Raw genomic sequence first — 23,302 nt, forward strand, 5'->3', positions numbered from 1 at the left:
CTGCCAAAATACCGTAAATCATAAACGAAGGATCATCCTTTTGGTGTGTCACAAAATGGGTTACGTGGATCCCCGAATACCACGATCGGTTTGCACAAAGAATCGCATGCACTGGCCCCGTGATTTGTGCGCTACCTGGAATTCGGTATCATTAAGATAATCATTTTAACCAATCCGATGCTTTAAAAAAAAGTTTAAAGGAGTTGACACAATTTTTCAATCGTGATGAGGCGCTCCCGGGCAATTTTTGCCGTACCAATCCCAACCCTAAAAAAGACGCCTCATGAAAACCCTATTCATCCTCTTGTTGAAACACAACCCTGTTGATCACCTGGCCTGGGGCAAGCTGTTGTCTTTGCTCCTGGCGCTCCTCGTAACTACAGGTTACAGCCTGGCCCAAGGCACCCTGCGCGGCACCGTAACCAACGGTGTTGAGGCCGTGCCTGGCGCGACAACCTCGCTGCTCCGAACGGACTCAACGCTTGTGGCTGGCGTGGCCACCGGCAAGGATGGGGCATACACGTTCACCCGCATAAAATCCGGGCTCTACCTGGTCCGGATTTCGATGGTGGGCTACGAAACTTTTGTGTCGAGACCGGTAGTGGTCGAAGACAAGCATGTTGCGTTGCCTGAAATTATTCTGCAGGAATCCACCACCACCCTTAACGCTATTGACGTGACCGGCCAGAAGATTGTCTTCGATCAGCAACCCGACAAGCTTGTGCTGAATGTTGCATCGAGCGTTACGTCAACCGGAAGCACGGTGCTGGATGTGCTTCAAAAATCTCCCGGTGTGGTGGTGAATCGACAGAACAGCAACATAACCATCAATGGACGTACGGGTGTGCGCCTCATGATAGACGGGAAGATGTTGCAAATCCCGGCCGACGCCGCCATGCAGATGCTGGACGGTATGAACGCCGGGGGAATTGAAACGATCGAGCTCATCACATCACCCTCGTCGCAGTATGACGCAGAAGGTGGTGCAGGGATCGTTCATATCCGTACCAAAACGCGTGATCAGGCGGGCACCAATATTCTGGCAGGACTAACGGTTGGTTCACGCTGGGCCGAAAACGTCGGTGCGACCCTGAACGCCAGTCATCGCTCAAAACAGCTCAACGTGGCGTTAGACTATTCTTTTCTTCGAAATCACAACCTTCACACCCTCGACATGCAGCGCGAAACATTCGTGAACGATTTCAATCAATTTCAGGAAGTGCATAGCCGGCGCGAGAACATCACGACACAACAAAACCTCAGCCTGGGTGCCGAATGGTCGCCTTCGAAAAACACCTCGTTCAATTTTCTATTCACTGCCTACGAGCGCGACTGGAAGCTGGACGCAAACTCGCAGGAACGTTACATCCTTTCGGCCGACTCCACCATGACGGGCAGCACATTAATCTATGAGTCGAATGTGTGGCGAAGTGCTACGGGTTCTGCCGGTGTTACGCATCGCTTCAACACAACCCATAGCCTGACCTTTGGCGTTGACGCTTTGTTCTACCGAAACGAAAACCCATCGCACTATCAAACCGCGGTCCCTGGAAACGATCTGTCAGACGAGAATCGTATTGCCCTGACAAAGACCACGCCGATTCGTGTGTTGGTGGCACATGCCGACTATACTTTCACACCCTCTCCGGCCTGGCGATGGGACGCCGGTGTGAAGGCCAGCGTTACCCATCTCAACAACAATGTGTCGACGATGCGGTATGCCGACGGGGCCTGGCTTGCAGACCCTGCATTCACATCGTATGCGGACCTGGATGAGAAAATCGCAGCGGCCTATGTCAGCGGCCAATGGAATCCTGAGGTTGCGTGGCAGATCAATGCGGGTGTACGCTATGAGTATACGCAAACCCATATCGCTACACCAATAAACGCCGCCCTGGTAGATCGCCGTTATGGAAACTTCTTTCCGAATGTTTCTATTCGCAAGAACATCGGAACCGAACAGGACCTCCAGGTGTCTTATGCGCGGCGCATTACGCGTCCCACCTACAACGACATCGCTCCCTACGTGTTCTTCTGGGCGTCGAACACATTTTCGTCGGGGAACACGGCATTGTATCCTTCGCTGTCTGACCAGTTCACGATTTCCTACAGGGTTAAGCAGTGGAACATTTCCCTGCAGGGCACACGTGCCCTCCGTGCTATTGCCTATCTCCAGCCCGAGCGTGTGGGACAATCTGCAGACTTGATCTACCGGTCGCAAAACACCGACTACTCCAACACACTGGCATTGGTGAGCTCTACTGCCCTTGCTATCGCACCCTGGTAGGAAGTGACCTGTGCGTTGACGCTCCAATATCAGCGCGTGCAAACGTCGCACCTGGAGCACAACGTGGTGGTGGATCAACCCGGGCTTAATGCCAACGTGGTGAGTCAGATCAAACTTCCGAAAGGGTTTTCGTTCGAGGTTTCAGGAATGTATCAGTCAGCATCGCTGAGTGGCGTGGTGCGGTATCGTGCGCTGGGATCGCTCAACGCGGGCGTGCAAAAAACCTTCCGCAAAAATGGAACACTCCGGCTTGCCATGGACGACATCCTGGCCACCAATGTGTGGGTGCTCGATGCAGATTTGCCTGAGGATAAATTTTCGTCATCGTTTCGCTACGACTGGCACAACCAGTACATCCGGCTAACCTATTCCTTCACCATCGGCAACAAGATGTTGAAGACCGTAACCGTGAAGCGTGGCGCCGAAGAAGAACGCGGCCGGGTGACGGATTGATCTTACGCTATTTTTTTCCTAGTAATAAACGTACCTGCGATCCCCATCCACCAATCATCAAATCCAATACACCATCACCGTTCACATCTCCTACGGCAATGCCCCAGCCGCGACATACCGTAGTGGCCGGAATTACTTTGCTGGTTACGTTGGTGAACACACCTTTGCCATCATTCTGCAAGACTTGCATCTGCGCGGCTTCAAAGGGGGGTGTGTTAATAGCACTTAAGATAACGTCCGCGAAGCCATCGTGGTTAAAATCTACTATAGTGCCCGAATAGCTGGACAGTTTCTGTGCAGGAATTCTTTTTGCTGTTTCATCTTTAAAACTTCCCTTGCCGTCGTTTATGAGCAAACGGGCTGTCGGGTCTTTGTCCCATGGACCGCCGTTGCTGGTAAGGTTGACGAATAAAATATCTGGATGTCCGTCTCGGTTGGCATCAAACACCAACACGTCGCGGGTGTGTAAGGGCACCAACAGTTCAAGCTTTTCGGGATGTTCTGTGAACTTTCCTTTTCCGTCGTTAAAAAGCAAACGATTTGGTGGTGCTTCGTTGCCAACAACCACATCCAGGGTGCCGTCGCCATTTAGATCTGCCAGTTTCACGGCCTGGGTTTGATCTTCAATAGCGGGCAGCCAATCCGTTGTGTGGTCAATAAAGTAACCCGGTTTCGCGGGGATGTTGATCCATAAAAAATCCTGTGCCTTGGAACCGGAATTGCCGACGATGATATCGGGCAGTCCATCGCCGTTCACATCGCCCACGTCCAGGCCGTTGGCCTCACTTTTTGCGGGAAGACGGTCGCTTACGTCCACAAAAGTGCCGTCGCCTTTGCCCAGGTAATACTCGTGTGTCTGGTCGTCTTCGGCCACAAAAATGATGTCGGCTTTGCCATCCTTGTTAAAGTCGGCTATGCGCACATGTTCTGAATCGTGATTGCGTTCTGCAAATGCTCCTTTTTTCCAGGTGAACTTTCCTTTGCCATCATTCAGGTATAAGCGGTTGGGTTCCGACTCCAGTGCCAGTATGGCGTCCAGGTCGCGATCGCCGTCCACATCCAGGAAAACAACATCCAACGCATGTTCTCTACCGTCAACGGGTATGTGTGTGGTCGTAACATCCTTGAACCAGGCCGTTTCATTTTGTTGTGCCTGCAAGACCAACGGTGCTGCACACAGCAGGCAACCCTTCAACCCCGAGAATAAAAGATTTCTAAACATTTTCAAGTGACGATTTAAGTGACACGCATAAAAGTCGTGGAAAAAATTCTGATCCATGCTATTGGAGAGTCACTTTGTGACCGGTGGAAAAAATGCCTTTCAATGTGGCAACAAATCTCGCCATTTCATTCTCGTTTAGCGATGCAAACCCTATCCGCACTGCCTTGAACTTCTTTAGGAAATCAGGGTCCACATCCAGCAGATAACCTTTCGCGGAAAGTTTCTCCAGCAAGGTTTTGGCGACATTGGCTCTTTTAAAAACCATCCACACCGACATACCGCCCTCGGGTTTAATGAAGTTTACATACCCAGAAAGATGCTCTTCGACCAACTCACAAAAACGATCTCTCCGTTGCTGGTACACATTTACAGATTTTTTCAGGTGCCGTTGCAGGTCGCCACATTTAATGAACTCGCTCATGGCCCTTTCGAGCAACGGGTCCCCTTGCCTATCCATGATCCGTCTCAACTTGTTTGCCGACTCCATCACGTTGCGTGGTGCAACAAAATATCCAATCCTGACGGATGGCGAAAGACATTTGCTGAAGGAGCCGATATAGATCACATGACCGCTCGTATTCAAACTGGCCAGCGGAAGCACGGGACTATTGTCGTATTGAAAATCGTAGGCATAGTCGTCTTCGAGAATGTAGAAGTTATACTTGATGGCGAGTTGCAACAATTGAATCCGCCGCGAGGGTGTTAGTGTGACGGTAGTTGGATAGTGGTGGTGTGGCGTTGTGTAAATCAATTTGATCTTCTTGCGCCGGCAAAGCCGTTCCAGTTCTCCTGTATCTATGCCTTCGTCGTCAACCGGAATGTGCTCTACTCTCCCGCCGAGGTGATTGATCATGTCGTCCACAATGGGATAGCCCGGAAAACTGGTGACGCAGGTTTCGCCCGGCTTTAACAACGCAGCAATGACAAGGTGAATTCCCATCTGACTGCCGCGCGTTATAAATATGTTATTCGCTTCCGATGTGATGCCTCTTGTTTGCTGGAGATACGATGCCAACGTTACCTGCAAATCGCGATCGCCCTCAACATGATTATATTTTAACAAGCTGGCAAAAGCCTTCTTTGAAAGAATGGATCTTTGGTGTGCAAAAAGTAGTTTGATAGGCGCCAGCCTGACGTCGGGCACACCGTCGTCTATCAATATTTTGCCGGATGTGTCTAAATGCAGAGACGCCAGGCGCGGAAGGTCGTTCACCCCGGCCGTTGCACGTGCTTTTTTATGCAATGGCTTCTGATAGCGCAGGGGCTTGTATTCCACCTTGGGAAACTTTTTTGATATGAATGTCCCCTTATGTTCAAAACTTTCGATCCATCCCTGGCTTTGCAATTCGGTGATTGCCGCCGTGATGGTTTTACGGTTAAGGGTGAGCAGGCTCCCCAACACTCTTTCCCCTGGAATTTTTTGCCCCGGCAACAAGTGGCCTTCATTGATCTCGCGGATGATCGCATTGGCCACCTGAAGATAAACGGGTTTTCCCGATCCTTTTTCTACTTGTATAGCGGCGCGCCAAGGAAACATGGTGACAAGATTTTTAGCCATTTAAACTGGCCCAGTACAAATATAAAAACTGGCCCCCTCAAGTAAGCCACTGTCCGCATATTTTTGATCCAGTCCCATTCCACAAAAATCTATGACGCATGATGACTAAATCGAACTTCATCTTAATAATTTCCTTTTACGTTGGCCTGACATCAACCCTTCAGGCGCAATCCGTTGTTACAAAAGAAAATCTAATCAATGCCAGCATCACTCCCGCAGGCAAACTGGTTGTTAGTCCTTCCAAAACGTCTTCTCAAAATGACTTCGATTTTTTTGAGGGCAACTGGAAACTTCGCAACAGGAGACTAAAAACCAGGCTCGACAAATGCACCGAATGGTTTGAGTACGACGGGACAAATACGGATAAAAAAATGTTGAACGGACTAGGCCACACAAACAACAACCTCGCGGTAATTGATGGAAAACCGCTCGAAGGTGTAGGGCTAACGCTCTTTAATCCAGAAACAAGACTTTGGAGTATCTATTGGGCCAGCAGCAGAAATGGCAAGTTGGATCATGAGAATCCCGTGGTCGGTTCTTTTGAAGGCAACATTGGATCTTTCTATTGCCTGGAAACCATGAACGGCAAACCCATTGTTGTGATGGCACGGTGGGACAAGACCGATCCCAATCATGCCGTCTGGAGCCAGGCCTTCTCGGACGACAACGGAAAAACCTGGGAATGGAATAGCTACAACTATGGAAGCAAGATAATCGAGGACGAAAAGGAACAACTGAAAAAGCTACTAACCTTCGATACGTCAATACCCATTCCTGATCTGCATTTTGACAATGCCGGTGCGTTGAAAATAGAAGCTTCCACAAACTCATCGCATGATGATTTTGATGGCCTGGCGGGCAAGTGGAAGATGTATCACAAAAGACTTAAATCACGATTGACCAATAGCAATGAATGGATCGACCTGGAATCTATTGATGTGAACTATGGCGCAATACTAAATGGAATTGGCAACACAGATCTATACAAAGCTACGTTCGACGGCAAACCCTTTGAAGGTTTTACCATTCGTTTATTCAATCCGGAAACAAAATTATGGAGCCTGTATTGGGTAGCCAGCAATTCGGGTGTGTTAGATCCGCCCGTGGTCGGTTCGTTTGACAATGACATCGGGCATTTCTTCTGTAAGGATATCTACAAGGGCAAGGATGTTATTGTATTGTTTCGTTGGGACATGCGCGACCGGGAACATCCCGTTTGGAGCCAGGCCTTTTCTCCTGACAACGGAAAAACATGGGAATGGAATTGGATTAACGTTTCCTATAGAATTGACTAGAGATGAAAACCGTTGGTGAATTGTTGAAGATACTCTGTCTGATAAGCCCTTTGTTTTTGCTGTCCTGCAATGTGGCAAAGGACAAACGTGACGTTAAAAATATTTCTTACCCGGAGCCTCTCCCCGATTCAATTGCCCTGGTGTTTTTGCCAGGCATTGTGTCTTCCGATTCCATCGATTTTGGTTCGGCCTTTTCGCCCGACGCGAAGTCCTTTTACTTTTCGCGTAAAAAAAATAATCGCTCACAGCTATACGTATCTCAACATAACGGGAATACATGGACTGACCCCGCACCTGTGTCCTTCGCGGATGATCGGTATGCAGAAGCTGACCCTGCTTTTTCGCCGGACGGAAAACTTTATTTCATTTCGACCAGACCAAAAAACGAATCCGACACTGTGATGGACTACGATATTTGGTTTGTGACTCCCTTGCACGATGGCCGTTGGTCTGACCCTACAAATGCGGAGAACATAAATTCGGATAGTGCCGAGTATTACATTTCGTTCACCGAAAACGACAACCTTTATTTCGCTTCTTCCCGAGCAGGTGGTTATGGCGAAGAAGACTTATATGTCAGCAAATGGGTCGATGGAAACTATGGTGCACCTGACAACCTGGGAAGCGCTGTGAATACCGGGTTTTCGGAATATGACCCGTTCATTTCACCAAAGGGAGATTTCATTATTTTCACGTCATCACACAGGGACGATAGCTTTGGCAGTGGAGATCTTTATTGTGCCACGATAGATTCCAATCTAAAGTGGGGCGAGGCGCATAACCTTGGAAAAGAAATTAACACGCCCACACGCGAGTATTGCCCTTACCTCACACCCGATGGAGACTATTTCTTTTTTAGTAGTGCGGGAAATATTAAGTGGGTACGTTCAACGGTCTTAAAAGAAAAACTGAAGTAGCAACGATAAACTATGCTTATAGAAACGGCGCTATCTTCAGCGAAGGAGAATACGCCATGGGCATTGTCACTCCATAGGAACCTATTTCTGGTACTCAATTTTGGTGACACGCCACACAAACTCACCCGCTCCTGTTTTCACAACCACCTCATCGCCCACTTCTTTTTTCATCAGGGCGATTGCCATCGGTGAGTCCATGGAGATGTAGTCTTTCCGATCAAAAATCTCTTCGTATCCAACAATGCGGAAACGTATTTTGTGGCCCTTGGTATTTTCAATTTCCACCCACGCACCAAACAGCACTTTGCCTTCCTGAAAGGACGAATAGGTCACGACCTTCAAATCATCGATACACTTTCGCAGATAGAGCACACGCCGGTCTATTTCGCGCAGGCGCTTTTTATTGTAGTGATAGTCTGCGTTCTCGGAACGATCTCCAAGGCTAGCGGCCCACGATACCTTTTGCGTGGTGTCTGGCCGCTCAACACGCCACAAATGATCCAGCTCTGCCTTTAACTTTTCTAAACCTTCTGGAGTAATTAAGAGCGTTTTCATGGTGACTTAATCGTGGAGCAATACAAACATACTTTTTTCAAAGCGGCCACAAAGGAACGGATTTCCGGGCCAGAAAATGCGTAGGATCTTCTTTTTTACCGCGTTCAGGGCAGTTTTTTCAAAATATTACGACAATTGTCGTAAATATTCTTGCATCTACGACAAGTGTCGTCGTACATTTGGTCTATCACCAAAAACAAAAAGTTTATGGAAGCCGATGTCCCGAAACCTTCGGACGCAGAAGTGGAGATCCTTTGCATTCTATGGGATCATGAACCGGCCAGCGTGCGTTTTGTTCATGAAGAGCTCTGCAAAAAAAAGCAGGTTGGCTACACCACCACGCTGAAACAAATGCAGCGCATGCAGGAAAAGGAAATGATCCGCCGCATAGACAGCGACGAAAAAACCCACGCGTATGAAGCGATTCTTCAGCGCGATGCCACGCGCAACTCGTTGTTTGATCGCCTCGTGGATACGGCTTTCCGGGGTTCTGCTATGGACATGGTGCTCCACGCCATCGGGCGAAGCACAACGTCGCCGGAGGAGATCCAGGCATTGAAAGCATGGCTGGATAAAATGGAGGGCAAAACGTTATGAGCACGCTCGCCATCCGTATTTCCGAAATGATCGGGCTCACCATTTTGCATTCGCTGTGGCAGATCACGTTGCTCTGGTTCGTTCTTGTGACGTTGCTCAAACTTTTTCCGAAGGCATCTTCAACCGTACGCTACACGCTGGCCATCTCAACCCTGATGCTGTGTGTTCTCACCACTGCCGCCACGGCAGTTTATGAATGGCAGTGGCACGCAACCTCCGAACAACTGTCTACGCTGCCAGATCGCACTACGCAGTCTGTGCAGACCTTATCCCTCGTCGTTAGTCAAACACTTCTCTCCAAAATTGCCGATGCACTCAACGCCGCTGTTCCCATACTCGCATGGGGTTGGTGTGCCGGTCTTGTTGTGATGGGCACCCGTTTTGGCGGAAGTTTCTTTTACTTGAAAAAATTGCGCGCACCAGCGAACATCGAAGCGACAGCGCCTGTGTGGCAGCAGGAAGTGAAACGGCTTTCGGTAGCGCTCGGTTTGCGCTGTGAGGTTGTCCTTGCCACATCGGGGCGCATCTCATCACCGATCACGCTGGGCGACGTCTCTCCTATTATTCTTCTTCCCGCTGCACTTCTTTCGGGAATGTCTACCGCGCAACTCGAAGCGATACTGGTTCATGAACTCTACCACATCAAACGGCGCGACTATCTCCTAAACATTTGCCAGGCATTGGTGGAAGTGCTGTTGTTCTACCACCCTGCCCTATGGCACATCAACACCATCATTCGCGAAGCGCGCGAGCACTGCTGCGACGACCAAACCGTTGGGTTCTGTGGCGATGCCATGGTCTATGCCCGCGCGCTTACGGAACTACAGGAAATGAATACATTCACTAAACCCACTTTGGCTATGTCGGCAACCGGACCCAACGCGGAAAATTTCTCTCACCGCATCAAACGACTTTTTAATATTTATCCCAACCCGGCACAGGCCCGGTCTAAAGGAATCTTTGCCATCGGCTTTCTTATGGTTTACCTGGGCATCGTGCTTGTCAGCGCCAATATCTCTACAGCCCACCCTGCCGAACCGGAAAAAAATTCTACAAAAACAAACATCAACGATACGAACACCCACAGTCAAACTTTCCCGGATTCATTATCCGTTGGCAATCAACTTTATGTTGCCCAAAGAAAAAGGATTACACCCCGCCCTGTCGCCGTTGAGAAGATCCGTTCGGTAGGTATACAACATCCCGACACCACCGCGAGGCAACAGAGTCTTGAAGACTGCCTCCGAAAAAGCAGGCTTCTGTTAAAAATGGTCGGGATATATGGACCGGGTGACCAAAGCTTAAAATTCCCAACACGGAACGCCATCCAGGTACTTAATAGTCCAACCCGGATCTCCAGATCCCTGAATCAATCTTCGAGGACTGCGAAGTTGAATTTGACCGAGGCCAAAGACAACGAAGCGATTAAGGCCGATTCGATTATGATTGAAAACCGTTAACGACTCATCAAACTTGTTTCAGATGTGCAGGCGGACCTCCGTCTCTGGCCGCCTTCACTCTCACCATCGTCTTTCTAGCCGTTGAATCGACAGCCTCCAACTTATCCCCCAGTTTGTGGGGATTTATTGTTATCCCGTTAACGTGATACCCTGATCTCCTTCCCATAAGCAAAATAATTTCATATTTATTTTGCGAAACCTATCAGTTGCGCATATATTTGCAACCGATTCGTTGCTCATTTAAACCAAACAGCTCCAATGAGAAGAGATATTTTTCAGGCCATTGCAGACCCCACGCGACGGGCCATCATCACCTTGATTGCTTTGCAAGCCATGACACCAAATGCCATTGCCGAAAACTTTAACACGACACGGCAAGCGGTTTCCAAACACCTGCGCATACTCACCGAATGCGAACTGGTGAAACAGGAACAACACGGGAGAGAAATTTATTACTCCCTGGAAATTGAAAAAATGAAAGAGGTTGACATCTGGATGGACCAACTGCGGAAAATTTGGGAAAGCCGTTTTGTTCAACTCGGTCAAGTATTATCAACCATGAGAAAACAAAAAAAATGAAAAACACTTCGCTCTTCGATTTTATTGTTGACAAACCAACAAAAACGGTATCCATAAACATGGAGTTTGATGCCGACCTTTCACTGGTGTGGGATGCTTTCACAAAACCAGAAATCCTCGATCAATGGTATGCCCCCAAACCCTTTCTTTCGAAAACAAAACACATGGACTTCAAAGTTGGAGGCCGGAGGTTTTATGCGATGGTAAGTCCCGATGGACAAGAAAGTTGGGGCCTTCAAAAATATACTTCCATTACCCCAAAAACCAACTTCAAAATGCTCAACGCATTTGCTGACAAAGACGAGAACCCGCAGTTGCCCGGTTCTGATTGGGATTTGAATTTTAGTGAACAAGACGGAGCCACAACCGTCAACATCAACATTTATAATGAATCTGCAGAGCGTTTCGAAAGAGTACTTGCCGGCGGCTTCAAAGAAGGAATGACGGCGACACTTGAAAACCTGAGAGCCCTATTGGCCACGTTATCGAAGAAGTGAAATGCTGAAGAGGCCTTCACTCCCGCACATTGCCTTGCCAATCGGCAATGGCAATGTGCAGATGGGGAGTGATGTTTTGAACCTGACCCCAAAAGTGTGTTGTTTGTTTCTATCAATAAATCTTAGTCTCTTTACGGCCGATTCCTTTCACCAGGAACCAGCACTATGGATTTTTCATCAGTAAGACTTGTAGCCTCCGATATGGATGGCACCCTCCTCAATACCAAACACGAACTAAGCCCCGATTTTTTTACCGTATTCAATCGAATGCGAGCGAAGGGCATCCTGTTCTCTGCGGCCAGTGGAAGACAATATCAGAACCTCTACAACTGTTTCCCCGGCATACAGGACGACATCATTTTCATTGCCGAGAATGGCAGCTATGTGATGTATCAGGGCGAAGAGCTTCACCTGCAGCAAATGGATCGCGATCTTACCCACGACATTCTGAAGCACTTAAAAAAGATGCCGAATGTGCTCACCATTCTTTGCGGTAAAAAAAGTGCCTACATCGACAACGAAGATCCTGCGTTTGTTGCACGACTGTCGATGTACTACGATCAATACGCTATCGTAGACAACCTCGCAGACGTGGACGATGACGAATTTCTGAAAATCGCCATCTGCGACTTATCCGGCGCCGAACAAAACAGCTATCCTCATTTTTTGCAATACCAGAATGACCTGCAGATAAAAGTGTCGGGCAACGTATGGCTGGACCTTTCGCACAAGCTGGCACACAAAGGAAAGGCACTCGATGTGGTGCAGCGAAAATTCGGAATTGCCCGCGAGCACACCATGGTGTTTGGCGACTACCTTAACGATGTTGAAATGATGGGTGAAGCGCACTTTAGTTTTGCCATGGAAAATGCTCACCCGGAAGTGAAACAGGCCGCGAAATTTATAGCCCGCAGCAACGACGATCGCGGCGTGCTGAGCATACTGCAACAACTGTAGGCATACGCGGGTCGGCATCCACATAGAAATACTCCTGTCTGTTTCAACGGCAATTCTTTACATTTATGTATTGGATCAAAGTCCTTTGTTGGATAAGTTTAGTCTGGCTTCAACGCCATATGGATAAAATCGACGGGTGACCATCAACTCAATTTTTTATGAGTATCTCAGGCAGGCTTAACCATGCATATGACGAAGCAAAAGGAAACAAATGGCTTCGCTATTTTGCCGTATTCTGTCGCGTCGTGTTGGCGCTGGGTTTTATTCCCTCCGGGATTGTGAAAGTTATGGGCGAACGGTTTGCCAGCGGGCTATCGGTTAACCATCCGTTGGGGCATTACCTGGAAGCATTACACCGCACGGAATACTACTACACCTTCATCGGCATTTCGCAGTTGCTCATTGCTGTTTTGTTGCTCATTCCAAGAACGGCGCTTCTTGGGGCACTAATGTATTTTCCCATTATCCTGAACATTTGTATCCTGGCCTATGCCGTCCGGTTCGAAGGCACACGCATCACCACGCTGATGCTGCTGGCCAATATATTTTTATTGTGCTGGGACTACAACCGGATAAAACATATCCTACCCTTCAAGCAAACAAAAGAGGATGATTATCTGGCAAGAGAAAAACCGGTGAGCCACAAATTTCCGTCTTTGTTTTTCGGGGGTGTTTTTGTGATGATCGCTGCCGTAATAATCATAAACCATTTTATGTACGACATCCGGCCAGGCAATTCCCGCATTGAATGCACAAATGGATGTGCCGGCAACAGCGACCCCAAGGCCTGCCTGGAATTTTGTGGTTGCATTCATGACCAGGGCAAACAGCTTCACGAGTGCCTGAATGAGTATGACAAAGCGAAAGAGTGAATCAATAAGAGGTGAGAAACACGACCACTCCCCTCTTAACTTTCGTTACCTGACATTTGGAAACCTTAGGCCTCGTTACCATTAAACAATCAACGCTTAGGGTGGCGAAAGAAGTGGAAAGGACATGACCAAATGCCTACTCGGCATTCTCCGTATGGGTTTACTCCGGCGTGCAGATATTGAATAAATGTCTTATTTTCGCGCCGCAATGAAGAGAATAATTGAATACAGGCGCCTTTTGGGCGTTGGCGAATCGGCCGATTTGAAAGAATTGAAGACCATTTACCGGAATTTCATGAAAGACTGGCATCCGGACAAGTTTCAGTCAGACGAGGAGAAAACCGCCGCCGAAGAGAAAAGCAGAGCGTTTATTGAGGCCTATCACTTTTTGGTGAGCATAGCACCCGAAACACGCGAGCAGAAGCTGGAAGAGTACACCGCGGTGATCACGGCTTCCAAAATGACCGACTTTCAATACAAGGGTCAAACCCTTCAGGTCTATTTTACAGATGGCAGCGCATTCGAATATTTCGGTGTGCCCCGCAGTATCTACCTGAAACTGGTGAACGCAGAGTCGCCCGATCGTTTCGCCAGAAGACACATTTATAGCGATTTCATTTATAGAAAGGTGACGAAGGCGGTTGAGGCGTAAGTGAGGTTGTCGCTCATTCTTTTCAGATTCCATCACCGCATGGCGATGCCCGCTATCCTAACAGGTTTCATCTTTCCCCCGAAGAACGTGCTTGCCCAGCATCTCGATGTCAGGAATTTAATGGTAAAGCTCACAAACATACCGCTTGTTCCGGGAGCTGCTTTGATATGTTGTTTGATTGAATACTAAAAAAGAACGAAGGATTTACTGGACGGTAAAGTGACGTTTTACTTTTTTATAGCCTGCCAAATATTTAAAATAACCTTTTCAAAAACTTTATTATCTAAAGTGTGCATTTCAAACTGAACATCATTATCGTCAATGACATAAATATATTTTTCACTACGATCAAAATGCAACGAAGAAACAGGAAATTCTAAAATTTTGACCTTCTTAAACGCTTTTGAATAATATACAATATCCTCAAAATATTGCTTTCTACCAGGAAAGTAGATACTATCAGAAGTCTTTAAATAAAATTTTGCACTAACCGAATTTTGCAATAATTGAATACTATCAACTACTGCAGAAGGATTTCTCTGATAGCCATTCCAAGTTTTTTCTCTTTCTTTTAAACTAAGTACAATTTCTTTTGGCAAATCATCCCTGTAAGGCTTGACACTTTTATTTTTTTCGGCAATATATTCTTCTGATGTTATACAAAATAGCGTATCTCCTTTCACTTTAATTATCTCTGGGTACACACCCGTGGCTCCTTTAAGCACTAAATTATGGTCACAAACAAGTAAATGAGGTGCATACTGATCGCCTCCATCTTTATATAAATCAAGCCAAATCAAATACCATTTATCAGTCTTTTTTATACTTTGAGTTTTTTTGAATAATTCAAAACTAATAGTGTCGCCTTTGGCACATTGCGCATATACATCATTCCTCTCTATTGGGGTAGATATAAAAGTGCATCCACTTAAAAATAACACTAGACAAAGGCAATAAGCCCAAGGTGTTTTTTTCATAACTATTTCCATGGAGTATAGTGGCTTCTTATCATAATACTATTAGACACCTTGATTTGGGGCGTTTGCCTCCCTCCCCCAGAAAAAAGCTTTGACTTCGCGAAGAAGGTCGACGAACGTGACATTTATCGTCCTCATAAATAAGTCATCCACCACGCTTTGCTTTTCGCTTTGTAGTTCCCATACCAACGGCACGGAAAATAGAGTGCGGCAACCAGAAGCACCCACACAAAATATGCGCGCCACAAATTCGGGTCATATTCCGCAGGCCAATCTTTAGCCGATATAAAGGACAGATTAACGCCCTTACCAAACGACAAGGACGTCCATAAAAATGATGTAGCACTTATGATGGCAAGATGCGCGACAAAATAGAACAACGGCACCCGACCATACACGATCAGAACTTTTTTAGCGCTCGCCGAGATTCGTTCGGCATACGCCAATAGAATGCAGGCTATTCCCAGTGTTACGCTAAGAAACAAAAGTGACGGCGGCGACTTTGACACTTTCAAAAAAGAAAGCACCGTGAAAACCCCTCCCCTTTCCTGCACACTCCAGGGCAATGGATCGGCGTAGAGGTTTACGAATCTCAATGCAAAAAAAAGAACAAGAGCGAAGATGCCTGTTCTTAGCAATAGTGAGTCACGTGTTTGTGAAGGGTAGAAAAACCACTGCCCCACAACGTACCCCAAAAGCATCACACCCACCCAGGGCACAATGGCATAGGCGACTAAAATCGGCGGCTCACCTATGAAGAATGGGCCGTTATGCAAAAAGGCAAACAGCATGTTTTCTGGCGAAACCTTTTCAATTGTTGGAAGGGCATCATGACCAACAATCATGGTCAGTGAGAGAATTATCTGAAGCCAACGTGGGAGCCAAACCAAGGCAGCCAGCAGGATCATGGAACACCCGATCGCCCAGATTACCGCAAGCAGCGTTAGTTCATATCCTTGTGTGAGAATGAAACTGACTACTAAAATCTCCACTGCGATCAGCCATAGTCCACGGGTGAAAAGAAACACACTTGTCTTTTTTAGATCAACACCCTTTTTGGAGTAGAGATAGATACTGACTCCGGAAAGGAATATGAACGTCGGGGCACAAAGATGGGTGATCCAACGGGTGAAGAACAAAAGCACGGAGGTTTGTGTCACATCGTCCGGGCGAAAGGCGGTGTAGCTAAAAAAGTCGCGAACATGATCGAGGGCCATAATAATCATAATCAAACCTCGCACGATGTCAATGGATTCGAGACGCGACTTGTTATTCCAGGAACCTTCTATTGATTCTGTCATATGTGAAGATAACCGTTGTTGACCAAAAAGTGGTTACCCTCGCTTGCGTGACATTTTAAAAAAATGTACAATTTCCCGATCACGTCATCGATCACCCTTGATCGCCTTTGCAATAGCCTCAAGATGTTCGTTGAACGAACTCAGTTGAATGAGCATCTTTCCTGAGGTGTCGCCTTCGTTCAACATTCCGAATTTGTTGTTCTTCACAAAGATCTCTTTGATTTGCTTCCAGCGTTTGTCTTGTTGTTCGTTGAAAAAGCCTGCGATCTCTTTCAGACGAAGCAGGTTGGCTTCGGCATCCGATGTCAGGGTTTGCGATTCGCCTTCGTAGTGGGAAAGAATGAGGGTGTTCACTTCTTCGGGATTCATGAGGGGCACAACTTTGCCTGCCATCTTGTTCATGTTACGGTATGAGCCTTGCAGCTTGAAGGCCGGTTCGGTGCGATAGGCGTCTTTCATGGCGGCACTCGCAATGTATTGTTGGTTCACCAGCATCACCACGTCGCGAATGCGCATAATGTTTTTGAGCACGGCGATGGCGTCGTCTATTTCCTGTTGGTTGTAGTTTCCTTCGAGGTCCGGCAGCAGCTCGCTGTTTGTTTCCACGTAGCCGATAAGTTTGTAGAGATCATCAAAGCTGCGTGTGCTGATGCGTTGCAGGTAGCGATTCTCAGCCACACAGTTTTCGATCAGACTGAGTTTGAAAAGCTGATCGGAACTGCCGATCACATCACCGAGGTTATAGACGTCTGCACGGTTTGCCAGCATGTCGGGAATCTTGAATTGCTCTCCGCTCTCCGTATAGGGGTTGCCCGCCATCACCACGCAGAAACGTTTTCCGCGCAGGTCATAGGTTTTGCTTTCGCCCTCAAAAATGCCGTCCATTTTCCGCTGGCCATCGGCGAGCGATATAAACTTTTGCAGAAACTCCGGGCTGCAATGCTGGATGTCGTCGACATACAACATCACGTTGTCGGCCATTTCAAACGAGAGATTTATTTTTTGAAGCTCCGCCCTCGCCCCCGACGTTGTGGCTTCCTGCGGGTCGATGGATGTGATGCTGTGGCCGATGGTAGGTCCATTGATTTTCACAAAGTGAAGGCCCATGGTTTTTGCCAGGTATTCCATCAGGGTTGTTTTGCCATAGCCCGGTGGCGACACCAGCAACAACATGCCCATGCGCGCCGTGCGTTTGTCGTCGCCCGCTGCGCCGATCTGCTTTGCCAGGTTGGCACCGATCAACGGGAAGTATACTTCGCTGATCAGGCGATTGCGAACAAACGAGCTCAATACTTTTGGCTCCAGCTCGTTGATCTTTAACTGCTGGCGGTATGCCTGCACCAATTGTTCTTTGAGCTGGTTAAACGATGTGAACGCAGGAACAATCGCGTCAAAATAGCGGCGCATCTTTTTCATGAAGTGATGGAAGTTCACCGTGTACTTCCCGTCACCCTGTATCACCGCATGGGTACCTCTTATGCCCGTAAGATCAACCGAATCTGCGGCAGCTCTTTCCCGGTATGCATGGTCTTTGAAAAGCAACAGGCACCCGGCTTCATCCACATATTGTTTATCGACCGTGACAGATTGCGTTTGAAGAAACGCGTGTAGCCAGCTTTGAATAATGTAAAACCGCTCGGCCGTGTCGAAACCGCTATTGCTTATCTCCTGCAAAAACAACGCTGTTCTTCGTTGTGCGTGCAAATATTCATCGAAGGCTTTTTTGAGATGCAGGGCCTGTTGGCTACACGTAAAAAACTTACCGGTCGAAAGTTCTGAATATAGATACTGCGCCACATCATTTACATCTACCGGTTCGTAGGCAATTTTGGCCTGCACAAACCGCGACGACAATTCTTCGCCCACAAAACCTGCACGTTTGCTTTGCGGAAAACTTTCCTGTATGGAGTAGGCCGCCGTGATCAGTTGCTGGAGCTTGGTGCGTGAAGCCTCGTCCAATCCAAACCAGAACAGCTGCGCCGCTACCCGCACGGCAGGCGAAAACTGAAGGATGCCCAATTCGGCCTGCAGTTTTTTAAGCGCCTGATAGATGGCTGCAGCATCGATGTTGTGAACCCCTTTGAGATAGGCTGCGCCATAGTCGCGCTCCGTGCGATCGTTCAGAAACGTTTCGTGGTTCCATTGCTCGTTTTGCTGAAGACTTTCGAGATAGGTTTGATAGGCGAGGTATTCGGAACGATAGACCTCCGCATTCTCCGATATCAATTCCTGCTCCCAGATGGCTCGATGCTGATAGAGCGATTCGGCGGCAACCTGCTTGTAGAAGCTTGTTCCCAAAAGATGAAAGTATAACTTCTCGTTTTTGCGAACGATAGTCAGGTCCAGCACTTGTTTGTTGACCACAAACTTGTTAGTGCCCAGTGCGATTATGTTCTGGCCATCAACAAAAAGATCGGTCTTGTCTTTGAGATTCCGCAGGGCGGTTTCCTGTGCAACCTTCACCAGGTTCTCCAGGTTTTCCGCTTTTGCCACGTCGCCGAACTCTTTTAACTCCGCCATCAGGTTACGCACCTTGTCTACCATCAGGTCTGTAGAAAAGAAAGCGTAGATACTTTCCTTGTCGTTGAAGGACTGGGCTTTGTTTTCAATATTTTTCAGAACGCGCAAGCCCACCTGTTCCAGGGCGGTTGTCCGCTTGTTCAGTTGCGCAATCAGCATTTCCTTTTTGCCGTTGAAGGCCTTAATTACCTCGTCGCGTTTGTCGGCAATTTTAAGAACGAACTCGTCAAAGTCGGCAAACTTGCTTTCAAGGTCTTCGACCTGGATGCTCACCTTCGTAAAATATTCCTCACACTTTTCGGGCGAGGTGGAAAGATCGAGAAAGTTCACAATGCTCTGATCCAGCAACGTGAGTTGTGCGTGGAACTGACCTGTCGATTCTTGCGCTCTCAGTGCCGTGGCAATGCGCACCAGCTCCGCCTTCACCTCGTTCAACGATGCAAAAATGAGCGAGATCTTTTCGACGATGCGCGTGGTTTGCGTGGTGTCTTCAATCTTCAGGCTGTTCAGAATATCGATAAGCATTTCCAGTCCACCGGAAATTTCTTTTATCGATTGTTCTACGGGCTGGGCGTCGATCACCTTCGCTACCCGGGATGCTGCCTTCTTAAGATCGGTCACCTTGGCTTCATAAGGCGCCAGGGCTTCTTCCTTTAACAAAAACGTAACCGTTTCCTGCGAAAGGGAGCTGTTGTATTGGGCGAGTGTTTCTTTCAGTGCGTTGACCGCAGTCGCATCGATATACCGAACGTTCAGCAGATCGATAACTGCACCCTGCATGCTCCGCGTGGCCGTGAGCAGGTCCACCAGTTGATCCAGGGACGTGATGGTCGCCCCTTTCACATCGATCACCAGTTGGTCCACGCGCTTTTGCATGGCCCCCAGATTGTCCTTTGCGTGCTTGCGCTGGGCCTGCACCTTGGCAAATTCGTCTATGGCCGTGTTGGCAATGGTTCTGATCTGAATCAGCGGTGTGGCCAGGTCGAATGTGCCTTCATCTTTTAACCAGAAATAAGAATCGACAATGTCGTTGGCGCGTTTATGGATGTCTTCGTAAAGATCTTCGTAGCTATCTTCTTTTTGCAGGAGCTGTATAACCTCCTGGCTTTCGCTCATGGCACTCACAATGTCTTTGTTGCCGATCTTATACAACACATTGTTGCTCATGGCGGTGTTTTCCTGGAGCGTAGACGTGTAGGGTGTTTGCCAGATTTGCACCTGGTGATGACGCACGGCTTCGGTTTCCGATCTGAAATACACCAGCATGCCATCATTAAACACCGTGAAGCCGTTGCAGATGATGGGCGTCTCCACCTGTTGGGCAATCATGTTGTATGACATCAACACATAGGTGTTGCTCTGCTTCTGGTAGAATACATACAAAAAGTCTTCGCCATTGGGCGACGCCATGCTGTTGTTGAATTCCAGTTCCGATAGTTGCAGTTCGAATATTTTGTGCTCGCCGTTTTGGAGGTAATAGCCATTCGGGAAGATTACACCCTGGTTGTCGGGCAGCAAAACGCCGGCATCGAGCAGGCTGTTGATGGGAAGAACCTGTTTTGTTCGCACATTAAAAATGTAGGCGCGAAAGTTCTCTCCATAGGGTTTTATCTTGACAGGTATGAGATTTCCGAGATCTGCATAATGATATTCGGCATCATCCAGTTGCTGATCTTTGTTTGCGACGGGGTCCGAATAAATTCCCTGTCCGGATTCTGTGTTGTTTTCAATTTTAAACGTGATGTCGCCGTGAATGGCTTCGATGAACACTTTGTCTAAAATCGAAATGTGCGAATGCAGGCCGAGCCGCCGATTGCTGAGATCGGTTTTTATCCAATCGAAACCCTGGAGTGGTGGTTTTACTTCATGAATACTTCTGTCGTCGACATATACCAGCGTTTCATCTTTGATCAACCATTTAAAGGCCTTCCGGTCGTCGGGGCTTTTGCTGGTTTGAAAGATCATGAACAGGTGGTTCTCCGTCTTCACAAACTTGGCAAAGATCGAATCCCTGTAGTATTTATAAAGGTTGCTGAAGTCGGTAATAAAATCCTCGTCTTCAATCAACGTGAGCGGTTCCGGATCGAAGCGCTCGCCCGTGAACTTATAGATGCTGAAGACATCGCTGAGCTTGATGTTTTCGCGCAACCCAAAATGAACGTTATAGCCAAAGATGGTGAGGTTGCCAAAGGCCCTGATGCCACGCGCCACACCGCTGTTGATGGTGGTGATGCGCTGATTGGCAACCAGCTGAAATCCTGTGGAGTTGAATATTTCCTTGCGGGCGCTATTCAGCCTGGCCAGTCTTTCCGATAAATTCAACCGCTGCTCTTCCAGGCGCTTCCGGATGATCTCATAGGTTCCGGAATCCAATACAGTATTTGTGTTTTCAGTACCTGCCATTGCAAAAAAAGATAAACGCTACATCCTTGTAAATTACTGTCGTTCGCTCGAACTGAACGGGCCACTCTCATCAACTTCCAATGTATGCCTGTTGATACCGGCACCATGGAATCATCAGTGATTGAAACCCTACAGCTTCTTGTTAGACAATCCCAAACTGCTTGCCAGGTTGGCGAGGTTGAGTAGCGATGAACGATCCTCGTCTGAACTGTTCTGTTGCATTTTCAGAATCAGACTTGAAATGGTCAGGTTTTTAATATCGTTGGACGTTATGTTGTATTTGTCGGCAAAGTCGCGGATACGATTCAACAGGTCGCCACCATTTCCGCCCTCTCCCAGCAACGCGGTTTTGATCTGTGTTGCGTTTTCGCTTTCGTTGATCAATCGGTCAAACCCTTTTGCATTCGAAACCTGGTTAACAATGTTCTGGAAGAACATCGTTTCGCCGCCCACGATGTCGATGTTTGCCGATTTCAACGCTTCTCCCAATATCGTGGCTTGTGCGTCGGCAATGTGTTTCTGGATGTTGATCTGCGCGAGCGCAATGTCTCTGTCTTTTGCAAGCAACAACTTGAACTCTTCGTGGTCTTTTCCAACGGAATCAAGCTTCTTCATGGCTTCGGCTTTTTCCTGGATGCCGGCGGCTTCGGCCAATGCTTTTTCTTTTGTTACTTCGGCTTGTGTCAATCCTTCTTTCCGTTTCGCTTCGGCAACCTTCTCAATCACATTCGCATCAACGATGCCTTGTCTTTCTGAGGCTTCGGCTTTCGCCATCATCACTTCTGCTTCGGACAGGCCCTGTGTTGCGCCTTCACGTGTTTGTGCTTCGGCCAGTATTTTGCGCGCTTCGGCCTGTTTCACCGCCGCTTCTTTTTTAGCGTCTGCATCGATGATCAACTGTTTTGCTTTTTCTTCTGATGCTTTCTTTTCAGCCTCTGCGGCCTTCACGGTATGGATCAGTTTTTCTTCTGCCTGCTGGCTGGCGATGGTGAGCCCTACCGATTTGTTGCGCTCCACTTCGCGGAAAGCCTCCAGGTCCTTTATGCCCTGTTGCTCTTCCACAACACCCTTTTCGAGACGCACCCGGTCGCGGATCACATCCTGGATGTTCTTACGTTCCACTTCGAGTGTTTTTTCCTTATCAATCTGGGCCAGTGTCACAATCTTCTCACGTTCGGTAGCTTCCAGGGCGCGGTCTTTTTCAACACGCTCTGTTTCTACTGCATTGGTGCGCTGTTTATTCTTTTCGGCGATGATGATCTGACGCAACTTGTTTTCTTCCTGCACGGCAAGCGACTCTTCCGTTTTGATGCGAACGGTTTCAGATTTAAGTCTTTCTTCTTCTCTTACCTTGAGTATCTCGGCTTGTTCGCGCGAGCGTATGTTGTCTATTTCGCGGCGTTGCTTTTCTTCTTTTTCAGACATCTGGCGGTCCAACTCCAGGATGGCTTCGCGGGCTTCAACGTCTTGTTTCTTAATCACCTTTTCTTCCTCACGCTTGATGAGGTTGGCTTTTATGTTTTGCGCGGCGGTGAGTTCGGTAATCTTCTTGATGCCCTGCGAGTCGAGGATGTTTTGCGGGCTGAGGAATTTCATTTTTGTCTGTTCCAGAAAGTCGATGGCGCAGTCGTCGAGGATGTAGCCGTTCAGGTCGGTTCCAATGATGTTCAGGATTTCGGTTCTGAACTCGCGGCGTGCTTCATAGAGTTCGATAAAATCAAACTTTTTACCTACCGTTTTTAATGCCTCGGAGAATTTTGCTTCGAAGAGGTCGAGAAGTGTTTCCGTATCGCTGGCGCGCTCTGTGCCGATGATCTGGGCCACGTTCAACACATCGTCAACATTCTTGTTTACGCGAACAAAGAATGCCACTTTGATGTCGGCGCGGATGTTGTCTTTGCAGATAAGACCATCCTGATCAAGACGCTCGATCTGCAATTTTTTTACAGAGATGTCCATCACCTCCATTTGGTGGAGAATCGGAATCACATACATACCCTTGTTGAAGGCGACTTTGCCACCGCCAACCCCCGTGCGCACAATGGTTTTTCCCTGCGGTATCTTTTTGTAGAAAGTCGCAAAGGCAAAGAGGATAATAAAAATAAAGAAGGCAATTCCGCCGATGAATAATAAACTGATGCCGCCAAGTACGCCCATAGCAATAGGAAGATTTAAGGTTTAACTTTTGAATGAAAGTGTT

Annotated in this window: 16 protein-coding genes and 1 pseudogene; 10 read left to right on the forward strand and 7 right to left on the reverse strand. The window is 47.8% G+C overall.

All coding sequences use genetic code 11. The features are described from left to right. Positions 1-283: 283 nt before the first annotated feature. Positions 284-2,740 (forward strand): annotated as a pseudogene (locus JI741_RS25755) (TonB-dependent receptor domain-containing protein). Positions 2,741-2,747: 7 nt separating this feature from the next. Here JI741_RS25755 and JI741_RS25765 read toward each other — a convergent pair. Then, positions 2,748-3,962, reverse strand: a complete 1,215-nt coding sequence (locus JI741_RS25765) for an FG-GAP repeat domain-containing protein (protein ID WP_202014453.1) — start codon at positions 3,960-3,962, stop codon at positions 2,748-2,750. A 58-nt stretch (positions 3,963-4,020) separates the two neighbouring features. Continuing rightward, the gene (gene pdxR / locus JI741_RS25770; protein WP_202014455.1) at positions 4,021-5,499 is read right to left on the reverse strand and encodes a MocR-like pyridoxine biosynthesis transcription factor PdxR; all 1,479 of its coding nucleotides are present in this window, start codon (positions 5,497-5,499) and stop codon (positions 4,021-4,023) included. A gap of 119 nt (positions 5,500-5,618) precedes the next feature. Between pdxR and JI741_RS25775 the strand changes: the two genes are divergently transcribed. After that, on the forward strand, positions 5,619-6,815 hold the full coding sequence (locus tag JI741_RS25775) for a hypothetical protein (protein ID WP_202014458.1): 1,197 nt from the start codon (positions 5,619-5,621) through the stop codon (positions 6,813-6,815). Between the two features lie 2 nt (positions 6,816-6,817). Beyond that, a complete protein-coding gene (locus tag JI741_RS25780; protein ID WP_202014460.1) occupies positions 6,818-7,732 on the forward strand; it encodes a TolB-like translocation protein in 915 nt (304 codons plus the stop codon). 81 nt (positions 7,733-7,813) lie between these two features. Here JI741_RS25780 and greB read toward each other — a convergent pair whose 3' ends face one another. Continuing rightward, positions 7,814-8,287, reverse strand: coding sequence for a transcription elongation factor GreB (greB, locus tag JI741_RS25785; protein ID WP_202014462.1), 474 nt, complete (start codon positions 8,285-8,287; stop codon positions 7,814-7,816). 207 nt (positions 8,288-8,494) lie between these two features. Here greB and JI741_RS25790 point away from each other — a divergent pair, with 207 nt between their 5' ends. The 7 genes from JI741_RS25790 to JI741_RS25820 all read left to right on the forward strand — a co-directional run bounded on the left by JI741_RS25790 (position 8,495) and on the right by JI741_RS25820 (position 13,901). Next, positions 8,495-8,884 carry a BlaI/MecI/CopY family transcriptional regulator gene (locus JI741_RS25790; RefSeq protein WP_202014463.1) on the forward strand — a complete coding sequence of 130 codons (390 nt, stop codon included), beginning with the start codon at positions 8,495-8,497 and terminating at the stop codon, positions 8,882-8,884. Continuing rightward, positions 8,881-10,344, forward strand: a complete 1,464-nt coding sequence (locus JI741_RS25795) for a M56 family metallopeptidase (protein ID WP_202014465.1) — start codon at positions 8,881-8,883, stop codon at positions 10,342-10,344. The genes JI741_RS25790 and JI741_RS25795 overlap by 4 nt, the downstream gene beginning before the upstream one ends. Positions 10,345-10,602: 258 nt before the next feature. After that, positions 10,603-10,923 carry an ArsR/SmtB family transcription factor gene (locus JI741_RS25800; RefSeq protein WP_202014467.1) on the forward strand — a complete coding sequence of 107 codons (321 nt, stop codon included), beginning with the start codon at positions 10,603-10,605 and terminating at the stop codon, positions 10,921-10,923. Positions 10,924-10,982: 59 nt separating this feature from the next. Continuing rightward, positions 10,983-11,420: an SRPBCC family protein gene (locus tag JI741_RS25805; RefSeq protein ID WP_369411860.1), complete on the forward strand. Its 438-nt coding sequence runs from the start codon at positions 10,983-10,985 to the stop codon at positions 11,418-11,420. Between the two features lie 165 nt (positions 11,421-11,585). Continuing rightward, positions 11,586-12,377: an HAD family hydrolase gene (locus JI741_RS25810; RefSeq protein ID WP_202014471.1), complete on the forward strand. Its 792-nt coding sequence runs from the start codon at positions 11,586-11,588 to the stop codon at positions 12,375-12,377. Between the two features lie 158 nt (positions 12,378-12,535). Then, positions 12,536-13,249 (forward strand): DoxX family protein, encoded by a 714-nt coding sequence (locus JI741_RS25815; RefSeq protein ID WP_202014473.1) that lies wholly within the window; start codon positions 12,536-12,538, stop codon positions 13,247-13,249. Between the two features lie 208 nt (positions 13,250-13,457). After that, positions 13,458-13,901: a KTSC domain-containing protein gene (locus tag JI741_RS25820; RefSeq protein ID WP_202014475.1), complete on the forward strand. Its 444-nt coding sequence runs from the start codon at positions 13,458-13,460 to the stop codon at positions 13,899-13,901. A gap of 227 nt (positions 13,902-14,128) precedes the next feature. Here JI741_RS25820 and JI741_RS25825 read toward each other — a convergent pair whose 3' ends face one another. From JI741_RS25825 to JI741_RS25840, 4 genes are all read right to left on the reverse strand, one after another. After that, positions 14,129-14,890, reverse strand: a complete 762-nt coding sequence (locus JI741_RS25825) for a hypothetical protein (protein WP_202014477.1) — start codon at positions 14,888-14,890, stop codon at positions 14,129-14,131. Between the two features lie 122 nt (positions 14,891-15,012). Next, positions 15,013-16,179 (reverse strand): acetyltransferase domain-containing protein, encoded by a 1,167-nt coding sequence (locus JI741_RS25830; protein ID WP_202014478.1) that lies wholly within the window; start codon positions 16,177-16,179, stop codon positions 15,013-15,015. 84 nt (positions 16,180-16,263) lie between these two features. After that, a complete protein-coding gene (locus JI741_RS25835; protein ID WP_202014480.1) occupies positions 16,264-21,072 on the reverse strand; it encodes a DNA repair ATPase in 4,809 nt (1,602 codons plus the stop codon). 159 nt (positions 21,073-21,231) lie between these two features. Then, positions 21,232-23,259 (reverse strand): flotillin family protein, encoded by a 2,028-nt coding sequence (locus JI741_RS25840; RefSeq protein WP_202014482.1) that lies wholly within the window; start codon positions 23,257-23,259, stop codon positions 21,232-21,234. Between the last annotated feature and the right edge of the window lie 43 nt (positions 23,260-23,302).

Origin of the sequence: Chryseolinea lacunae (assembly GCF_016735595.1) — a bacterium.
In the GTDB taxonomy this organism is placed as follows: domain Bacteria; phylum Bacteroidota; class Bacteroidia; order Cytophagales; family Cyclobacteriaceae; genus Chryseolinea; species Chryseolinea lacunae.

Coding starts and splice junctions, on each gene's coding strand:
- JI741_RS25775 (WP_202014458.1), top strand. CDS start 5,619: ATGATGACTAAATCGAACTTCATCTTAATAATTTCCTTTTACGTTGGC.
- JI741_RS25765 (WP_202014453.1), bottom strand. CDS start 3,962: ATGTTTAGAAATCTTTTATTCTCGGGGTTGAAGGGTTGCCTGCTGTGT.
- JI741_RS25805 (WP_369411860.1), top strand. CDS start 10,983: ATGGAGTTTGATGCCGACCTTTCACTGGTGTGGGATGCTTTCACAAAA.
- pdxR (WP_202014455.1), bottom strand. CDS start 5,499: ATGTTTCCTTGGCGCGCCGCTATACAAGTAGAAAAAGGATCGGGAAAA.
- JI741_RS25780 (WP_202014460.1), top strand. CDS start 6,818: ATGAAAACCGTTGGTGAATTGTTGAAGATACTCTGTCTGATAAGCCCT.
- JI741_RS25820 (WP_202014475.1), top strand. CDS start 13,458: ATGAAGAGAATAATTGAATACAGGCGCCTTTTGGGCGTTGGCGAATCG.
- JI741_RS25840 (WP_202014482.1), bottom strand. CDS start 23,259: ATGGGCGTACTTGGCGGCATCAGTTTATTATTCATCGGCGGAATTGCC.
- greB (WP_202014462.1), bottom strand. CDS start 8,287: ATGAAAACGCTCTTAATTACTCCAGAAGGTTTAGAAAAGTTAAAGGCA.
- JI741_RS25830 (WP_202014478.1), bottom strand. CDS start 16,179: ATGACAGAATCAATAGAAGGTTCCTGGAATAACAAGTCGCGTCTCGAA.
- JI741_RS25795 (WP_202014465.1), top strand. CDS start 8,881: ATGAGCACGCTCGCCATCCGTATTTCCGAAATGATCGGGCTCACCATT.
- JI741_RS25790 (WP_202014463.1), top strand. CDS start 8,495: ATGGAAGCCGATGTCCCGAAACCTTCGGACGCAGAAGTGGAGATCCTT.
- JI741_RS25825 (WP_202014477.1), bottom strand. CDS start 14,890: ATGGAAATAGTTATGAAAAAAACACCTTGGGCTTATTGCCTTTGTCTA.
- JI741_RS25815 (WP_202014473.1), top strand. CDS start 12,536: ATGAGTATCTCAGGCAGGCTTAACCATGCATATGACGAAGCAAAAGGA.
- JI741_RS25810 (WP_202014471.1), top strand. CDS start 11,586: ATGGATTTTTCATCAGTAAGACTTGTAGCCTCCGATATGGATGGCACC.
- JI741_RS25800 (WP_202014467.1), top strand. CDS start 10,603: ATGAGAAGAGATATTTTTCAGGCCATTGCAGACCCCACGCGACGGGCC.